The organism is Streptomyces sp. BI87, assembly GCF_025957665.1.
In the GTDB taxonomy this organism is placed as follows: domain Bacteria; phylum Actinomycetota; class Actinomycetes; order Streptomycetales; family Streptomycetaceae; genus Streptomyces; species Streptomyces albidoflavus.
Window position 1 is genome coordinate 3,078,713 of the sequence record NZ_CP110079.1, and the last position, 17,306, is coordinate 3,096,018.

General features: G+C 73.0%; 16 protein-coding genes. 5 read left to right on the plus strand and 11 right to left on the minus strand.

The annotated features are described in order from the left end of the window. Positions 1-13: 13 nt before the first annotated feature. The 7 genes from OIM89_RS13520 to OIM89_RS13545 form a co-directional block, all read right to left on the minus strand. Positions 14-301 carry a DUF1416 domain-containing protein gene (locus OIM89_RS13520; protein WP_003949043.1) on the minus strand — a complete coding sequence of 96 codons (288 nt, stop codon included), beginning with the start codon at positions 299-301 and terminating at the stop codon, positions 14-16. Between the two features lie 64 nt (positions 302-365). Next, positions 366-1,205 (minus strand): sulfurtransferase, encoded by an 840-nt coding sequence (locus OIM89_RS13525; RefSeq protein ID WP_030698335.1) that lies wholly within the window; start codon positions 1,203-1,205, stop codon positions 366-368. Between the two features lie 250 nt (positions 1,206-1,455). Continuing rightward, positions 1,456-1,536 carry a putative leader peptide gene (locus tag OIM89_RS29995; RefSeq protein WP_350495130.1) on the minus strand — a complete coding sequence of 27 codons (81 nt, stop codon included), beginning with the start codon at positions 1,534-1,536 and terminating at the stop codon, positions 1,456-1,458. A gap of 240 nt (positions 1,537-1,776) precedes the next feature. After that, complete coding sequence (locus tag OIM89_RS13530) at positions 1,777-2,505, minus strand: DUF2993 domain-containing protein (protein WP_030698336.1); 729 nt, start codon at positions 2,503-2,505, stop codon at positions 1,777-1,779. Between the two features lie 229 nt (positions 2,506-2,734). Continuing rightward, the gene (locus OIM89_RS13535) at positions 2,735-4,345 is read right to left on the minus strand and encodes a hypothetical protein (protein ID WP_264491295.1); all 1,611 of its coding nucleotides are present in this window, start codon (positions 4,343-4,345) and stop codon (positions 2,735-2,737) included. 11 nt (positions 4,346-4,356) lie between these two features. Further along, on the minus strand, positions 4,357-4,611 hold the full coding sequence (locus tag OIM89_RS13540) for a MoaD/ThiS family protein (protein ID WP_030699489.1): 255 nt from the start codon (positions 4,609-4,611) through the stop codon (positions 4,357-4,359). A gap of 538 nt (positions 4,612-5,149) precedes the next feature. Then, positions 5,150-5,992 (minus strand): alpha/beta hydrolase, encoded by an 843-nt coding sequence (locus tag OIM89_RS13545; protein ID WP_264491296.1) that lies wholly within the window; start codon positions 5,990-5,992, stop codon positions 5,150-5,152. A 477-nt stretch (positions 5,993-6,469) separates the two neighbouring features. Here OIM89_RS13545 and OIM89_RS13550 point away from each other — a divergent pair, with 477 nt between their 5' ends. The 5 genes from OIM89_RS13550 to OIM89_RS13570 all read left to right on the plus strand — a co-directional run bounded on the left by OIM89_RS13550 (position 6,470) and on the right by OIM89_RS13570 (position 11,880). Continuing rightward, the gene (locus OIM89_RS13550) at positions 6,470-7,261 is read left to right on the plus strand and encodes a response regulator transcription factor (protein WP_003949049.1); all 792 of its coding nucleotides are present in this window, start codon (positions 6,470-6,472) and stop codon (positions 7,259-7,261) included. A 150-nt stretch (positions 7,262-7,411) separates the two neighbouring features. Beyond that, the gene (locus OIM89_RS13555) at positions 7,412-8,434 is read left to right on the plus strand and encodes a LacI family DNA-binding transcriptional regulator (RefSeq protein ID WP_003949050.1); all 1,023 of its coding nucleotides are present in this window, start codon (positions 7,412-7,414) and stop codon (positions 8,432-8,434) included. A 111-nt stretch (positions 8,435-8,545) separates the two neighbouring features. Next, the gene (locus OIM89_RS13560) at positions 8,546-9,574 is read left to right on the plus strand and encodes a S1C family serine protease (RefSeq protein WP_030699487.1); all 1,029 of its coding nucleotides are present in this window, start codon (positions 8,546-8,548) and stop codon (positions 9,572-9,574) included. A gap of 75 nt (positions 9,575-9,649) precedes the next feature. Continuing rightward, positions 9,650-10,390 carry a response regulator transcription factor gene (locus OIM89_RS13565; protein ID WP_030699486.1) on the plus strand — a complete coding sequence of 247 codons (741 nt, stop codon included), beginning with the start codon at positions 9,650-9,652 and terminating at the stop codon, positions 10,388-10,390. Then, positions 10,387-11,880: a sensor histidine kinase gene (locus tag OIM89_RS13570; protein ID WP_030699485.1), complete on the plus strand. Its 1,494-nt coding sequence runs from the start codon at positions 10,387-10,389 to the stop codon at positions 11,878-11,880. The genes OIM89_RS13565 and OIM89_RS13570 overlap by 4 nt, the downstream gene beginning before the upstream one ends. 22 nt (positions 11,881-11,902) lie before the next feature. Here OIM89_RS13570 and OIM89_RS13575 read toward each other — a convergent pair whose 3' ends face one another. From OIM89_RS13575 to chvE, 4 genes are all read right to left on the minus strand, one after another. Beyond that, positions 11,903-13,222 (minus strand): DUF2993 domain-containing protein, encoded by a 1,320-nt coding sequence (locus OIM89_RS13575; RefSeq protein ID WP_226964175.1) that lies wholly within the window; start codon positions 13,220-13,222, stop codon positions 11,903-11,905. 132 nt (positions 13,223-13,354) lie between these two features. Further along, on the minus strand, positions 13,355-14,593 hold the full coding sequence (gene mmsB, locus OIM89_RS13580; RefSeq protein ID WP_030699483.1) for a multiple monosaccharide ABC transporter permease: 1,239 nt from the start codon (positions 14,591-14,593) through the stop codon (positions 13,355-13,357). After that, positions 14,590-16,170: a multiple monosaccharide ABC transporter ATP-binding protein gene (mmsA, locus tag OIM89_RS13585; RefSeq protein ID WP_030699482.1), complete on the minus strand. Its 1,581-nt coding sequence runs from the start codon at positions 16,168-16,170 to the stop codon at positions 14,590-14,592. The genes mmsB and mmsA overlap by 4 nt, the downstream gene beginning before the upstream one ends. Then, positions 16,167-17,288, minus strand: coding sequence for a multiple monosaccharide ABC transporter substrate-binding protein (chvE, locus tag OIM89_RS13590; RefSeq protein WP_030699481.1), 1,122 nt, complete (start codon positions 17,286-17,288; stop codon positions 16,167-16,169). Before chvE ends, mmsA begins: the two co-directional genes overlap by 4 nt. Positions 17,289-17,306 lie beyond the last annotated feature (18 nt).

A 17,306-nucleotide genomic window follows, 5' to 3' on the forward strand; every position in this document is an offset into this window, starting at 1 on the left:
ACGGCGGGGCGTCTCAGACGGCGATGGCGACCTCGGCGAGGCCGCCCTGCTGGGCGACGACCGTGCGGTCGGCGGAGCCGCCCGGGACCAGGGCGCGCAGCGTCCAGGTGCCCTCGGCGGCGTAGAAGCGGAACTGACCGGTGGCCGAGGTCGGGACCTCGGCGGTGAACTCGCCGGTCGAGTCGAGCAGCCGCACGTAACCGGTGACGGGCTCGCCGTCGCGGGTCACGCTGCCCTGGATGGTGGTCTCACCGGGCTTGATGGTCGAGGCGTCGGGGCCGCCGGCCTTGGCTCCACACATTCCTGCATCCGTCCTTCGCTGGTGCGGTGTGCCCCCGCCGCCGAGGGGCGGCGGGGGCGGGGGGTCACTTGTTGGCGCCGAGCTCGATCGGCACGCCGACCAGGGAGCCGTACTCGGTCCACGAGCCGTCGTAGTTCTTGACGTTCTCGACGCCGAGCAGCTCGTGCAGGACGAACCAGGTGAGCGCGGAACGCTCACCGATGCGGCAGTACGCGATGGTGTCCTTGGCGAGGTCGACCTGCTCGTCGGCGTAGAGCGCCTTCAGCTCCTCGTCGGACTTGAAGGTGCCGTCGTCGTTGGCGTTCTTCGACCACGGGATGTTGCGGGCGCTCGGCACGTGGCCGGGGCGCTGCGACTGCTCCTGCGGGAGGTGGGCCGGGGCGAGCAGCTTGCCGGAGAACTCGTCGGGGGACCGCACGTCGACCAGGTTCTGGTTGCCGATGGCGCCCACGACGTCCTCGCGGAAGGCGCGGATCGCGGTGTTCTGCGGCTTGGCCTTGTAGTCCGTGGCCGGGCGCTGGGGGACCTCGGCGACCAGGTCGCGGGAGTCCAGCTCCCACTTCTTGCGGCCGCCGTCGAGGAGCTTGACGTTCTCGTGGCCGTAGAGCTTGAAGTACCAGTACGCGTACGAGGCGAACCAGTTGTTGTTGCCGCCGTAGAGGACGACGAGGGTGTCGTTGGCGATGCCCTTGGCCGAGAGGAGCTTCTCGAAGCCCTCCTGGTCGATGAAGTCGCGGCGGACCGGGTCCTGGAGGTCCTTGGTCCAGTCGATGCGGATCGCGTTGCGGATGTGGTTCTTGTCGTACGCGGACGTGTCCTCGTCGACCTCCACGACGGCGACGTTCGGGTCGTCCAGGTTTTCCTGGACCCAGTCGGCGTCGACCAGGACGTCACTACGGCTCATGGTGCATTCCTCCGGGGCAGTTGCGGGGCTGGTACGGCGGTGCGTGCGTGCGGTGCGGGGCGGTCCGGGGTGCCGGTGCGCGGGGTTCCGCCCGTCTCCGGCCGGTGCGGTCCGGTGGCTGCGGTGTCCGCGATACGGACAGGATGCGGGATCGTGGCGCTCGCGCGGGCTTCCGGGCTTCTCGGCGGGGCGGTAGCGGGCCGGTCCCGTCGCGGACGGGGCGGGCCCAGGCGTACGGTCCCCGTGCTGCTCAGCCGCGACGACAGAGCATGGCGGCGACGCGGCACAGGTCGACTGCCCGCCGCTTCGTGAGGTCCGCCTGTCGCTTCATGGGTCCGATCGTAGGGACGAATCGGCGGCGATGTCACCGACGTTTCACCATCCGAGACGAGATCGTCCGCGATACGGGCACCCGGGTCGGCCCCGGACAGCGCCGAACCGCCCCGGCCCCTCGCGGAGAGGGCTGGGGCGGTCGCGAGCGGCCCGGGCGGCCGGAATTACGGACGAGGGCGTCTCGCTCTGCGGACGCCGCGCGGGCCGGTGGACCCGGACGCGCGCGGCCGTCCCCGTCCTACCCGGCGAGGCGGACCGACGAACCCTCGACGCTGATCTCGACGCCGTCCTTCGCCGGTGTCACCTTCGACAGCTCGATGCCGCCGGGCAGGCCGCCGACCTTCTGCTGGAAGTCGGTGATCTCGCGGACCTTGTCCTCGGCGACCTTGATGCCGAGGCTGGGCAGCGCGTCGGCCTTCACCCGCACCTCGCCGTCCTGCACGGTCGGCGTGGAGAGGACCTCCAGCGGCTTGGGGAGGGTCGCGCCGAACACCTCCGCCTCGATCTCGACCTTGATCTTGCCGTTGCCGCCGTCGGAGAGGCCGATGACCTTGGCGGTGACGCCGGGGCCGACGTCGATCGGGTCGGGCTTGGCCGCCTTCAGCAGGTCGGCGTAACCGATCCGGGCGGTGCCCTCGGCGGTCTTCGCGGTGGCCTGGCTGAAGCCGCCGGAGAACTCGACGCCGCGCAGGTGGGCGTTGAGGTCGGCGATACGGACGCTCTTGCCGTCGGTGGTGGCGTCGAACTCCTTCACCGAGACCTCGACGTCCTCCAGGCCGCTGCCCACGACCTGGGTGAGGAAGGGGAAGCCGTGGATGGTCACCTCGGGGTCGGCGTTCATCGACCCGCTCGCCTTGAGCCGGTCGGCCACCTCGCCCTCGGCGAAGTTGACCGCGAGGCGGTCGGCGATGACGAAGAGTCCCCCCAGGACCACGACGACGATCAGGAGTATGCGTAGTGCGCGCATCGTTCGGCTTCCCCCACCAGGTGGACTTCGCTCCCGGCGCCCCGGTGGGCACCTGGCCGCGAGCGTAACCCGGACGGCCCAACGTCCTGATCGTCTCCGCCCGAGTGTGTGCGACCTGATACGTCCCGACGCCCGGAGGAGACCGGACGCGACCGGACGCGTACGGAAAGCCACCGCGCCCCCGGCCGGGAAGGGCCGGGGGCGCGGTGGGACTCGCGAGGGGGCGGGGTCAGCCGGTGACGACCCGGCCCAGCAGGTAGACGGCCGGGACGGCCGCGGTCAGCGGCAGGGCGACGCCCGCCGTCATGTGCACGAACCGCGACGGGTAGTCGTACGCCGCGACCCGGTGGCCGATCACCGCGCACGCCGCCGCGCCCGCGCCGATCAGCGCGGCCTGGGTGCCGAGCCCGGTCAGGGCGCCGCCCAGCGCCCCGGCGCCCGCGCCCGCGAGGACGGCGACGGCCATCGAGGCGGCGGCGGGCAGCGGCAGCGAGCGGACGAAGATCGCCACGGCCACGGAAATCCCGCCGACCACGACGGCGTCCGCCTCGGCGGCCAGGTACCCGGCGGCGAGGATCGCCAGCGCCGCCGAGGCGATGGTGGCGAAGAGGCCGTGCAGCCGGTCGTCGGCCGGGGCGTTGCTGCGCAGTTGCAGCACGAGGCAGAGCAGCACCCAGACACCGAGCGTGCCGACGACGGCGGCCGGGCCGTTCGACCGCCCGGCGACCAGCAGCACCGCGTCCGCGACCAGCGCGCCCGCGAAGGCGAGGGCGATGCCCTGCCGGGCGGGCCACATCCCGTTCAGCCGGAACCAGCCCGCCGCCGTCAGCCCTTGCAGCACCACCAGCGGCACCAGCAGCCCGAACCAGCCGAGCGCCGCCCCGCCCGCCATCAGCAGGCCGAGCGCGGCGGTGAGCAGCGCGGGCTGCGTCCCCGGATCGATGATCGGCGAGCGGCCCTCGGCGCGGGCGCGCTGGGCGTCGGTGATCCGGGTGTTGCCGGTGACGGTGGCCGGACCGTAGGCGGGCCCGTCGGCCGCCGGCTCCTCGGCGGCCGGGGCGGCACGGTGACTGCCGGTCCCGGCGGGTGCGCGGTGTCCGGCCTGCGACTGGGCGTGCGACTGGGGGTGCGGCTGCGGCTGGGCCGCGGGCATCGGCCCGGCGCCGGTCACCGGGGGGATCAGGGCGGTCTCCTCGTACGGGGCGGGCCCGGCGCCGGTCACCGGCGGGATCAAGGCCGTCTCCTCGTACGGGGAGGGCTGCCCGGCCGAGGTCGGCGGGATGAGCGCCGTCTCCTCGTACGGGGAGGGCGGCGGGACCGGGCGGCCCTGGCCACCGTAGGACGGCATGCCCGGCGGGGGCGGGCCCGTCGGGGTGCCGCCCGAGGTGGCCTGCGGCATCATCGCCGTCTCCTCGTACGGGGAGGGGGCGGGCCGGGCCGGGACGCCCGGGGGCGCGGGCGGGGCCGGGGGCGGGCCGGCGGCCGGGGTGGGCGGGATGAGCGCCGTCTCCTCGTAGGGGGAGGGCGCGGCCGGGCCGGGGTACTGGCCTGAGGGCTGGGCCCCGTAACTCTGCGCCGGGTGCCCCTGCACGGGGTACCCCTGCTGGCCGCCGTACGGCTGCCCGCCGTAGGAGCCCTGCGCCGGGTCCGGGTGGATCGTGGGGTGGCTCTGGCTCTCCCAGGTCTGGCCCTGCCAGGTCTGCGCCGGGCCGGTCTGGTCCTGCGGGGCCTGCTGGTACGGGTCGTGGCCGTACTGCGCGGCGTTCGGGTCGTACGGCTGGCCCTGCGGGGGCTGCTGACCGTACGGGTCGTAGTACGGCTGCTGCGGCTGATTGCTCATGCTGTGGGGGGTCACCCTCCTGCGAACGGCGGGAGCACCTCGACCGTGCCGCCCTCGGCCAGCCGTACGGTCTCATGGGCGCGGGTGCCGACGGGGTCGCCGTCGACCAGGAACGAGCAGCGCTGGAGCACGCGGACCAGCTCGCCGGGGTGGGCGCTGCGAACGCCGTCCAGGGCCTCGGCGAGGGTCGCCGCGACGTACGGCTCCTCGGCGATCCCGGCGGCGGCCTTGGCGGCCGCCCAGTAGCGGATCGTGCCGGTGGGCATGGGGTCCTCCTCGGCCGGGTGCGGGACACCGGCCCTGCTTGCTGCCTGGCGCGGTCCGCGGGCGCGCCCGAACGCAAGGTTAGGCCCTCGCGGGGCGGGGGGACTCTGCGCTGCCCCGGTTCGCGGGGGTGGGCTCGTGGTGGCCGTGCCGGGGGCTGGGGTGTCCTCAAGCGCCGGACGGGCTGAGTGTCCTCAAACGCCGGACGGGCTGGATGTCCTCAAGCGCCGGACGGGCTTGGATCAGCCCGCTGGGCGGCGAAGTCTCTTGGCCGGCCCGCGCGATCTTGGTCAGGTTGGGGCCCCAGTGCCAGTCTCAACGGGTCCACGAGGGATCTCAGCCACGTCCGGGCCCAGTCTCGACCGGTCGGCGCGGGATCTCTGCCGGTCCAGGGACAATCCCGAGCGGCTCCCGCGCGAGCTCGACCACGCGTCCGGGCGCAATCTCAGCCCGTCCGGCGCTTAAGGACACTGAGCCCGTCCGGCATTTGAGGACGCACACGGCCGCAGGCCGGTGTCCCGAGGGGCACCCCCGGCTCCCTCACCCGCCCGGCGCCCGCCGGGCCGCCCATGCGCCGATTCGGGCCAGTAGGGCCTCGTCGGCCGCGTTCTCGGCGTGGCCCATGCCGGGTTCGAGCCAGAGGTCGGCGTGGGAGCCGGCGGCGGTGGCGAGGGCGCGCGGGTGGTCGAGGGGGAAGTAGGGGTCGCGGTCGCCGTGGACGAGGAGGAGAGGGGTGGGGGCGATGCGGGCGGCGGCCTCGGCGGGGTCGAGGGGGACGGGGTCCCAGTCGGAGGTGTGGATGCGGGTGCGCAGCCCGTAGCGGCCGACCGCGCGCCCCAGCGGCCGCGTGACCACCCAGTGGAGGCGGCGCATGGCGGCGGTGCCCCGGTAGTACCAGCGGGCCGGGGCGCTGACCGCCACCACGGCGTCGGTGTGGGCCGGGCCGTGCGCGTCGTCGTGGCCGGAGCCGTGCACGTCGTCGTGGGCGGAGCCGTGCCCGTCGGGCGCCCCCGCCGGGTACAGCGCGGCGTGCCGCAGGACGACCGAGCCGCCCATGGAGAAGCCGACCGTCCAGACCGTGCGGTGGCCCAGCCGCCGTGCCCAGGCGACCGCGGCGGCGAGGTCGAGCACCTCGCGGTCGCCGACGGTCGAGCGGCCGCCGGAGGCTCCGTGTCCGCGGAACGAAAAGGTGATCACCGCCCCGTAACGGCGGAAGACGGCCGCGGCCCGGCGGACGTGCGGGCGGTGGACGCTGCCGGTGAAGCCGTGGGCGACGACGGTGACCGGCACCCGCCCGGCCGCGTCCCGGGTCACATCCGCGTCAAAATCGGCGGGCTCGTACACCGCCTCGATGGCGACCCCGTCGGCCGCCAGCAGCACCACCCGTTCGGCCCCTTCGGCGAAACCTTTCTGACCTGCGGGAAAGGCGCCCTGGCGAGGTCCGCGAGCACCGCCGCCGGGCCCGGGTTCCGGCCCGTCCGCACGACCCTGCGAGGGCAGTCGGGAGGCGGCCGGAGAGGGGTCCGGGCGCACGTCGCGCCCTGCCGTAGGCGTACTCATGTGGGTTATTGTGCTGGGAAGAGGACTCGGGCAGCGACGCCCCCGGGTCCTTTCGTGCTTTCCGGCACGTTGTATACGACCGGGCCTCCCGGTCGCGTCCTGCGCTCCGGGAGGCCGGCGGTCCCCAGGGCGCGGGGGTCGTGGACGTATCCGTACGCAGTGCCGCAAGTCCGTCCGGCGCGCCACTCCGGACGGACTCCCTCTCGCAGGGAACCGAGGAGGAACCGACGTCATGGGCGAACGATCCAACCCCCACCATCCGAGCTGCCGAGACTCCCGCCACGAGGCGGGTGAGCGCCGATGAGCTCCCTGCTGCTGCTCACCAACGCCCTCCAGCCCTCCACCGAGGTGCTGCCCGCACTGGGGCTGCTCCTCCACCAGGTCCGCGTCGCCCCCGCCGAGGGCCCGGCCCTCGTCGACACCCCGGGCGCGGACGTCATCCTGATCGACGGCCGCCGCGACCTGCCCCAGGTCCGCAGCCTCTGCCAGCTGCTGCGCTCCACCGGTCCCGGCTGCCCGCTGGTCCTGGTCGTCACCGAGGGCGGCCTCGCCGCCGTCACCGCCGACTGGGGCATCGACGACGTACTGCTGGACACCGCGGGCCCGGCCGAGGTCGAGGCGCGGCTGCGGCTGGCCATGGGCCGCCAGCAGATCACCACCGACGACTCCCCCATGGAGATCCGCAACGGCGACCTCTCCGTGGACGAGGCCACCTACAGCGCCAAGCTCAAGGGCCGCATCCTCGACCTCACCTTCAAGGAGTTCGAGCTGCTGAAGTACCTGGCGCAGCACCCGGGCCGGGTCTTCACCCGCGCCCAGCTGCTCCAGGAGGTCTGGGGCTACGACTACTTCGGCGGCACCCGCACCGTCGACGTGCACGTACGGCGGCTGCGCGCCAAGCTCGGCCCCGAGCACGAGTCGCTGATCGGCACCGTCCGCAACGTCGGCTACCGCTTCGTCACCCCGGAGAAGCCCGAGGCGAAGGAGAAGGCGGCCAAGGAGCAGGCACAGGAGGAGGCCGCCGAGAAGGTGCGCGAGTCCCGCGCCGCCTCCGGTTCCACTGTCACGGAGAAGGCGGCGGCCAAGCCCTGAGCCGCCCCGGTCCGTGATCATGCCCTACTCCGCCCGTCTCCCGGCCGCCCCGCACGGCGGCCCGGGGAGGCGGGCGGAGGGGTGTCCCGGCCCGGTATTGAAGGGCGGACAGCCCTTAGGGAGCGGCCTCGACCCGCGTAGACTGCCGCCGTGGCCAAGGTGACGCGGGACGACGTGGCGCGACTGGCGGGGACATCGACCGCCGTCGTGAGCTACGTGATCAACAACGGACCCCGGCCGGTCGCCCCGGCCACCAGAGAGCGGGTACTCGCCGCGATCAAGGAGCTGGGCTACCGGCCCGACCGGGTCGCGCAGGCGATGGCGTCCCGGCGCACCGACCTCATCGGCATGATCGTGCCCGACGCCCGGCAGCCCTTCTTCGCGGAGATGGCGCACGCCGTGGAACAGGCGGCCGCCGAACGCGGAAAGATGGTCCTGGTCGGCAACTCCGACTACCTCGACGAGCGTGAGGTCCACTACCTCCGCGCCTTCCTCGGCATGCGGGTCTCCGGCCTGATCCTGGTCAGCCAGGGCCCTAGCGAGACCGCCGCCAGCGAGATAGAGGCGTGGGACGCCCGGGTCGTCCTGCTGCACCGCCGGCCCGACGCCATCGACGACGTCGCCGTGGTCACCGACGACGTGGGCGGCGCCCAGCTCGCCACCCGCCACCTCCTGGAGCACGGCGTCTCCTACGTCGCCTGCCTCGGCGGCACCCCCAGCACCCCCTCGGTCGGCGACCCGGTCTCCGACCACGTCGAGGGCTGGCGCCGCGCCATGGCCGAGGCCGGCCGCCCCACGGAGGGCCGCCTCTTCCAGGCCCCGTACAACCGCTACGACGCCTACGAGGTCGCCCTCACCCTCCTCGCCGGGCCCGACCGCCCGCCGGCCATCGTCTGCGCCACCGACGACCAGGCGATAGGCGTCCTGCGCGCCGCCCGCGAGCTGCGCATCGACGTGCCCGGGGAACTGCTCGTGGCCGGCTTCGACGACGTCAAGGAGGCCGGCCTCACCGACCCGCCCCTGACCACGGTCGCCTCCGACCGCACCACGATGGCCCGCGCCGCCGTCGACCTCGTCCTCGACGACGCCCTGCGCGTGGCCGGCTCCCGCCGCGAGCGGCAGAAGGTGTTCCCGTCGCGGCTGGTCGTCCGGCGGTCCTGCGGCTGCTCGTGAGGCGGGCGGCCCTCCCGGCGGGGCCGCCCTTATACCGGGCATACAGGATTCTCCCCCGCTTCTCAGCCCCTTCTCAGCTCGCTCTCATCCGGCGGCCGGATCGTCGGAGACATGACGGAGAGCTACCGCCACGACGGCGCACCCAGTGAGTACCCGAGCGCGTACCCCACGACGTACCCGACGACCTCCCCCGACGGTTCCGGCGCGGCGGGCGCCTGGCCGCCGCCGCCCGCACACCCGCCGCACACCCCGCGCCACCGGCGCCGCCTGCGCGGTCCGGCGGGGCTGCTCGCCGCGGTGGCGGTGGCCGCGGCGGCGGTCGGCGGCGGGACGGCGTACGCCTTCCAGGAGCTGACCGGGGGCGGGGCCGGCGGCTCGGGCTCGCAGGTGAACGGGACGACCGTGGCCGCCTCCAGCAAGGGGACGGTGGCCGGGGTGGCCGAGGCGGTCGGGCCGAGCATCGTGGAGATCAAGGCGGCGGGGTCGTCCGGCCAGTCGACGGGCTCCGGCGTGATCATCAGCGAGGACGGGGAGGTCGTCACCAACAACCACGTGGTCTCCGGGGCCTCCCAGGTCCAGGTGGCGACCAGCGACGGGAAGACGTACAGCGCCGAGGTGGTCGGCACCGACAGTTCCAAGGACCTGGCGCTGATCAAGGTCCAGGGCGCCTCGGGGCTGAAGGCGGCCTCGCTCGGGGACTCGGACAGGGTGGCCGTCGGCGACGACGTGGTGGCCATCGGGTCGCCCGCCGGGCTCACCGGGACCGTGACCAGCGGCATCGTCTCCGCCCTCGACCGCGACGTGACCGTCTCCCGGGACGAGAGCCAGGGCGGCAGCGGGCAGGGCGGCGGCCGGGAGTGGCCGTTCGAGTACGGCGGGGAGCAGTTCAACGGCGAGACCGGCGAGCGGACCACGACCTACCAGGCGATCCAGACCGACGCCTCGCTCAACCCGGGCAACTCCGGCGGCGCCCTGATCAACATGGACGGCCAGATCATCGGCATCAACTCCGCGATGTACTCGGCCGGTTCCTCGCAGGGCCAGTCCTCCGACGCGGGCAGTGTCGGCCTCGGCTTCGCCATCCCCGTGAACGACCTCAAGGCCGACCTCGACACGCTGCGCTCCGGCTCCCAGCGGTGACCGGCGCGCCCGGCCTCGCGCGTGCGAGGCTGGCCGCACCGAGACCCGTACCCCGAAGCCCCCAGGGAGTCCGCCATGCCGGCCGCCGAACCCCAGGACCAGGAGCGTGAGCAGCGCATCCTGATCGTCGACGACGAGCCCGCGGTCCGCGACGCGCTCCGCCGCAGCCTCGCCTTCGAGGGGTACGGCACCGAGGTCGCCGTCGACGGGCTCGACGCGTTGGAGAAGGTGGCCTCCTACCGGCCCGACCTGATCGTCCTCGACATCCAGATGCCCCGCATGGACGGGCTGACGGCGGCCCGGCGGGTCCGGGCCGCGCAGGACACCGTGCCCATCCTCATGCTGACCGCCCGCGACACCGTCGGCGACCGCGTCACCGGCCTCGACGCGGGCGCCGACGACTACCTCGTCAAGCCCTTCGAACTCGACGAGCTGTTCGCCCGCGTCCGCGCCTTGCTCCGCCGCTCCTCGTACGCCGCCGAGCAGGCCGGCCCCGCCGACGACGGGGACGTGCTCGCCTTCGCCGACCTGCGGATGGACCTCGCCACCCGCGAGGTGCTGCGCGGCAACCGGCGAGTCGAGCTGACCCGTACCGAGTTCACCCTGCTGGAGATGCTGCTCGCCCACCCGCGCCAGGTGCTGACCCGCGAACAGATCCTCAAGGCCGTCTGGGGCTTCGACTTCGAGCCGACCTCCAACTCCCTGGACGTGTACGTGATGTACCTGCGCCGCAAGACCGAGGCGGGCGGCGAACCGCGCCTGGTGCACACCGTGCGCGGCGTCGGCTACGTGCTGCGCTCCGGGAGCGGCGAGTGAGACGGCTCGGCGCGCTTCCGCTGCGGGCCCGCCTCGCCCTGCTGGTGGCGGCGGCCGTGGCCCTGGCGGTCGCCGCCGTCTCGGTGGCCTGCTGGTTCGTGGTGCGCGGCAAGCTGTACGACGAGATCGACGCCCAGTTGCACGCGCAGAACCAGCCGCAGCCCACCGCCGCCCTGCGCGACCTGCTCGCCGACTGCCCGAGCGAACCGGCACCGACCGGCCCGGGCGGCTTCGGCCGGGCCCAGCCCGAGCTGTACCTCCAGCTGGTCACCGCCGACGGCCAGGTCTGCGTCGCCGAGGCCTCCGCCGGAGTGGTCGAGCCCGACCCGGCCGACCTCGCGGTGGCGGCGGGCGGCCCCGGCCACGACCCCGAGCCGCACGACGCGACCGCCGCCGACGGCACCGAGGTCCGCGTCCTGGCCGCCCCGGCCCTCGCCAAGGGCCCGCCCCCGGCCCACTTCCGCAACACCGCGATCGTCTACGCGTACTCGCTGGAGGAGACCCGGGACACCCTGGACGACCTGGCGCTGCTGCTCCTGCTCGTCTCCGGCGTCGGGGTGCTGGGTGCGGGCGGGGCCGGGCTGTGGATCGCCCGGTCGGGGCTGCGGCCCGTCGACCGGCTGACCGAGGCCGTCGAGGAGGTGGCCCGCACCCGGGACCTGACCGTGCGCATCCCCGTCGGCGGCGACGACGAGATCGCCCGGCTCTCCGCCTCCTTCAACGCGATGACCAGCGCGCTCTCCGACTCCCACGACCTCCAGCAGCAGCTGATCGCGGACGCCGGGCACGAACTGCGCACCCCGCTGACCTCGCTGCGGACCAACATCGAGCTGCTGGCCCGCAGCGAGCGCACCGGCCGCGCGCTGCCCGCCGAGGACCGGGCCGCGCTGCTCGACTCGGTCAAGGCGCAGATGACGGAGCTGGCCGCGCTCATCGGCGACCTCCAGGAACTCTCGCGTACCGACGGCGCGCAGCAGGGCCGCCTGGAGGTGGTCGCCTTCCACGAGACGACGGCGACCGCCCTGCGCCGGGCCCGCCTGCGCGGCCCGGAGCTGACCTTCACCGCCGACCTGGCCCCGTGGTACGTCCGCTGCCGCCCGGCCGCGCTGGAACGGGCGGTGGTCAACATCCTCGACAACGCGGTCAAGTTCAGCCCGCCCGGCGGCACCGTCGATCTCCGCCTCCACCGCGGCGAACTCACCGTCCGCGACCGGGGCCCCGGCATCCCCGAGGACGAACTCCGCCACGTCTTCGACCGCTTCTGGCGCTCCCCCTCGGCCCGCTCCCTGCCCGGCTCGGGACTGGGCCTGTCCATCGTGGCCCGCACCGCCGAACAGTGCGGCGGCCGGGTCGCGGTCGAACGGGCCGAGGGGGGCGGGACCTTGGTGCGGCTGGTGCTGCCGGGGGCGCCCACGCCACCGCCGGGCTCGGAGCGTACGGGCGAGGGCGCGGGCAAGGGCGAGGACGACAGGGGTCCGGGGGCGGACTGAGCCCTGCCCTCTTCCCCGCCGCCTACTTGCCGAAGCTGACCCCCGTCCCCTCCAGCCGCACCAGGATGCCGTCCGGTTCCACCCGCACGTCCCGCAGGCGTACGTCGCCCTCGCCGGGGAGTTCGGGAAGGGTGAAGCCGAGGGTCAGGCGGTCGGCGAGCTGGGGGCGGGTGAGGTCGGTGAGGGCGTCGAGGAGGCCCGGGTCGATGCCGAGGCGGCGGAGGACGTCGGGGTGGGTGGCGGCGAGGTCGACCAGGTTGACGGCGAGGAGGTCGTCGACGACGGCGGGGGTGCCCAGGAGATCGGCGAGCTTGCGGTCGTTGTCGAGGGCCGCGCGGATGTGGGCGTCGGGGACGCCGAGGGCGTGGACGATGGCCGGGACCGAGAGCAGGGCCTTGGCCTTGGCCGTCTCGTCCGTGAGCTTCTTCAGGCTGCTCGGGGTGAGGTGGAGGCCGTCGTCCGGGCCGGTGCCGGGACGGAAGACGGCGAGGTCGCCGATGTCCAGGCGCATGCCGGTGACCTCGGTGGAGACACCCCGGTCGCCGTCGCGGCGGATCGACGCGTCGGCGCGCAGGGCGAGTTCGTGGCCGGCCACGGGCAGGGTGCCGCGGGCGAGGACCCGGTCGGTGCCCTTGCCGGTGAAGGTGACCTGGGAGGCGCCGAGTTCGCGGCCGAGGTCGTCGAAGGAGAGCCGGACCTCGCCGTCGACGCCGCCGATGTCGGCGCCGTCGATGCCGGTCAGTCCCTCCCCGGATATCCGCACGTCGTGGCCGGTGGCGGAGACCTCGGCGAGCGAGACGCGTCCGGCGGCGACGTCGGGGACGGTGAGGTGGACGGTGTCGAGGCGGCGGGCGGCGACCTGGGTGAGGAAGGGGAAGCCGTCGATGTCGACCTCGGGGGCGGCGGTGAGGTCCATCGACTGCTTCAGCGACTCCTCCGCCTTGTTCTCGGCGTAGAGGACCACCCAGCGGTCGCCGAGGGTGAGGAAGGCGGCGAGGACGAGGATGCCCACGGTGATCTTGGCGCCCCAGCTCAGGTGGCCCAGCGCGCGCCGGAAGGGGCTGCGTCCGCGGGGGCGGCGGCGCCTCGGCGGGGTGGCCGGGGGCGGCTCGTAGGCCGGGGGCTCGCCGGTCTCGAAGGCGTCGAAGGCGTCCGGGTCCTTCTGGAGGAAGGTGTCCACGGCCCGGTCGTCGAGCCCGGCGAGCTGCTCGTACGGGTTGTCCCACTCGGGGTTGGAGTCGTACGGGCCGTAGCGCGGTGCGGGGGTGGCGGGCGCCTCGGTGGGGGCCGGGGCCTCGGGTGAACGGTCGGTGTCCTGGGTCATGCGGTGGGGGGAACGCATCGCGTCATCCCACCACGCACCCCGCCACCACCCGCAACTTCGGCTTCCGGTACCTCGGGGAATGCGAGGTATTCCACACGGCCCCGGCACGCGGGGGGGGGTGCCGCGTGCCGGGGGTACGGACCGGTGGCCTCAGCCGCCCGCGCGGCGCTTGTTCCAGACGTCGAAGCCGACGGCGGCGAGCAGCACCAGGCCCTTGATGACCTGCTGCCAGTCGGTGCCGACGCCCACGAGGTTCATGCCGTTGTTGAGGACGCCGAGGACCAGGCCGCCGATGATGGCGCCGAGGACGGTGCCGACGCCGCCGCTCATCGAGGCGCCGCCGATGAACGCGGCGGCGATCGCCTCCAGTTCGAAGTTGATGCCGGCCTTGGGCGAGGCGGCGTTGAACCGGGCGGCGAAGACCAGCCCCGCGAGGGCGGCGAGGACGCCCATGTTGAGGAAGACCGCGAAGGTGACCCGCTTGTCCTTGACGCCGGAGAGCTTGGCGGCGCCGAGGTTGCCGCCGATCGCGTAGACGTGGCGCCCTGCGACCGCGTTCCGCATCACGTAGCCGAAGCCGACGAGGAGGGCGGCGAGGATCAGCAGGACCACCGGGGCGCCCTTGTAGCTGGCGAGCAGCAGGGTGGCGACGAGGATGACCGCGACCAGGGCGGCCAGCTTCAGCGCGAAGAGGGTCGGCGGGACCTCCTGGAGGGAGAACTCCCGCTGCCGGCGCCGGTCGCGGACCTCCTGGAAGACCACGAAGACGATCAGCACGAGGCCGAGGAGGAGGGTGAGGTTGTGGTAGTTGGTGGCCGGACCGACCTCGGGCAGGAAGCCGTTGGCCACCTTCTGGAGGCCGGAGGGGAACGGGCCCATGGTCTGCCCGTCGAGGAAGATCTCCGTGAGCCCCCGGAAGAGCAGCATCCCGGCCAGCGTCACGATGAACGACGGGATGCCGATGTACGCGATGAAGAAGCCTTGCAGGGCCCCGGCGGCGGCGCCCATCAGCAGCGTGAGGGCGACCGCGACGGGCCACGGGATCTGCTGCTGCACCATGAGCACGGCCGCGACCGCGCCGACCAGCGCCGTCAGGGAGCCCACCGACAGGTCGATGTGGCCCGCGATGATGACGATCATCATCCCGATGGCGAGGATCAGGATGTAGCTGTTCTGGAGGACCAGGTTGGAGACGTTGCGCGGCAGCAGGAGGTCGCCGCCGGTCCAGATCTGGAAGAGGACGACGATCAGCCCGAGCGCGAAGAGCATCCCGTACTGGCGGGAGTTCTGCCGGACGGCGTCCAGCAGCATCGTGCCGAGCCCGCGGCCCTTTCCGCGTTCCGGGGCGCCCGCCGGCGCCTCGGGCTGGGTGGTCGCTTCGCTGCTCATGGGTGGTGCCCTTCACTGGGGTCGGTGCCGGCGGCGGACGGGACGCGCGTCATGTGGCGCATGAGGACTTCCTGGGAGGCGTCGGCGCGGGCCACCTCGCCGGTGAGCCGGCCGGCGGCCATGGTGTACACCCGGTCGCACATGCCGAGGAGTTCGGGCAGCTCGGAGGAGATCATCAGGATCGCCTTGCCCTCGGCGGCGAGCCGGTCGATCACGCCGTAGATCTCGAACTTGGCGCCGACGTCGACGCCGCGCGTCGGCTCGTCCAGGATCAGCACGTCGGGCCCGGACAGCACCCACTTGCTCAGCACGATCTTCTGCTGGTTGCCACCGGAGAGCCGGCCGACCGGCTCCAGGACGTCGGGGGTCTTGATGTTCATGACCCGCCGGTACTCCTCGGCGACCTGCCGCTCCCGGTGGGCGTCGACGATGCCGCCCCGGGCGAGGTCGGGCAGCGAGGAGAGCGAGATGTTGCGGGCCACGGTGTCGCCGAGGTCGAGCCCGTACCGCTTGCGGTCCTCGGTGACGTACGCGAGGCCGCGCGCGACCGCCTCCGGGACGGTGCGGGTACGGATCTCGCGGCCGTCCTTGTGCACGGTGCCGCGCTCGTACCGTCCGTAGCTGCGGCCGAAGACGCTCATCGCCAGTTCGGTGCGGCCCGCGCCCATCAGACCGGCGAGGCCGACGATCTCGCCCCGGCGGACGGTGAGCGAGACACCGTCCACGACCCGGCGGTGGTGGTCGACGGGGTGGCGGACGGTCCAGTCGCGGATCTCCAGCGCCGGTTCGCTGTCGCGCGGCCCCTCGTAGGGGGTGCGGTCGGGGAAGCGGCTGCCGAGGTCGCGGCCGACCATGCCGCGGATGACGCGCTCCTCGGTGGTCTCCGGCGCGTGCACGTCGAGGGTCTCCACGGAGCGGCCGTCGCGCAGCACGGTGACCGAGTCGGCGACCTCGGAGATCTCGTTGAGCTTGTGCGAGATGATGATCGAGGTGATGCCCTGCTCCTGCAACTCCTTCATCAGTCGCAGGAGTTGGGCACTGTCCTCGTCGTTGAGCGCCGCCGTCGGCTCGTCCAGGATGAGCAGCTTCACGTCCTTGGCCAGGGCCTTGGCGATCTCCACCAGCTGCTGCTTGCCGACACCGATGTCACTGACCCGGGTCCGGGGGTGCTCGTCCAGGCCGACCCGGCGCAGCAGCCGGGCGGCGCCGCTGAGCGCCTGGTCCCAGTCGATGACGCCGCGCCGGGAGGGCTCGTTGCCGAGGAAGATGTTCTCGGCGATCGACAGGTGCGGGACGAGCGCCAGCTCCTGGTGGATGATGACGATCCCGCGCCGCTCGCTGGCCCGGATGTCCTTGAACCGGCACTCCTCACCGTCGAAGAGCACCTGGCCCTCGTAACTCCCGTGCGGGTGCACGCCGGAGAGGACCTTCATCAGCGTCGACTTGCCCGCGCCGTTCTCCCCGCACAGGGCGTGGATCTCGCCGCGCCGGACGGAGAGGGTGACGTCGGCCAGCGCCGTGACGCCGGTGAAGCGCTTCACGATGGAGCGCATCTCCAGGACGGTCGTGGAACTCATCCCAGGTCCTCGGCGTCGAGGTAGCCCGAGTCGACCAGGATCTCCTGGTAGTTGGACTTGTCGACGCTGACCGGCTCCAGCAGGTGGGCGGGGACGACCTTCTCGCCGTTGTCGTACGTCTTGTCGTCGTTGATCTCCGGCTCGTCCCCGCCGAGCACCGCGTCGACCATCTCGGCGGCGATCCTGGCCAGTTCGCGGGTGTCCTTGTAGACGGTCTGGGTCTGCTCCCCGGCGATGATCGACTTCACCGAGGACACCTCGGCGTCCTGCCCGGTGACGACCGGCAGCGGCTTCGCCTTCGACCCGTAGTCGTCCGACTTGAGCGCCGAGAGGATGCCGATCGAGATGCCGTCGTACGGCGACAGCACCGCGTCCACCCGCTCCTTCGAGTACGCCGAGGTCAGCAGGTCGTCCATCCGCTTCTGGGCGGTACCGCCGTCCCAGCGCAGGGTGGTCACCTGGTTGAGCTTGGTCTGCTGGGAGCGGACCACCAGCTGCTTCTTGTCCAGGTACGGCTTGAGGACCTCCATCGCGCCGTTGAAGAAGTAGCGGGTGTTGTTGTCGTCGTTCGACCCGGCGAACAGCTCGATGTTGAACGGGCCCTTCTCCGCCCCTTCCCCGCCGTCCTTGTCCAGCCCCAGCTTCTCCACCAGGTACTCGCCCTGGAGGCGGCCGACCTTCTCGTTGTCGAAGGAGGCGTAGTAGTCGACGTGCGGGGAGCCGAGGATCAGCCGGTCGTAGGAGATGACGGGGATGTCGGCGTCGGCGGCCTGCTGGAGGACGTTGGAGAGGGCCTCGCCGTTGATGGCCGCGATGACCAGGGCGTCCACGCCCTGCGTGATCATGTTCTCGATCTGCGCGACCTGCTGGTCCGGGTCGTCCTCGCCGTACTGGAGCGTGGTGCCGTAGCCCGCCTTCTCCAGGATCTTCGTCATGTTCCGGCCGTCGGCTATCCAGCGCTCGGACGACTTGGTGGGCATCGCCACCCCGATGGTCTGCTTCTTCTTCCCCTTCTCCTCCTTGCTGCCGCCCGTACTGTCCTGGCCGCAGGCGGTCAGCAGGAGGGCGCAGCAGGCGGTCACCGCTGCGGCGGTCGTGGCGGCTCGGGCCTTCGTCATGTCTCTCCCTGGCAATCC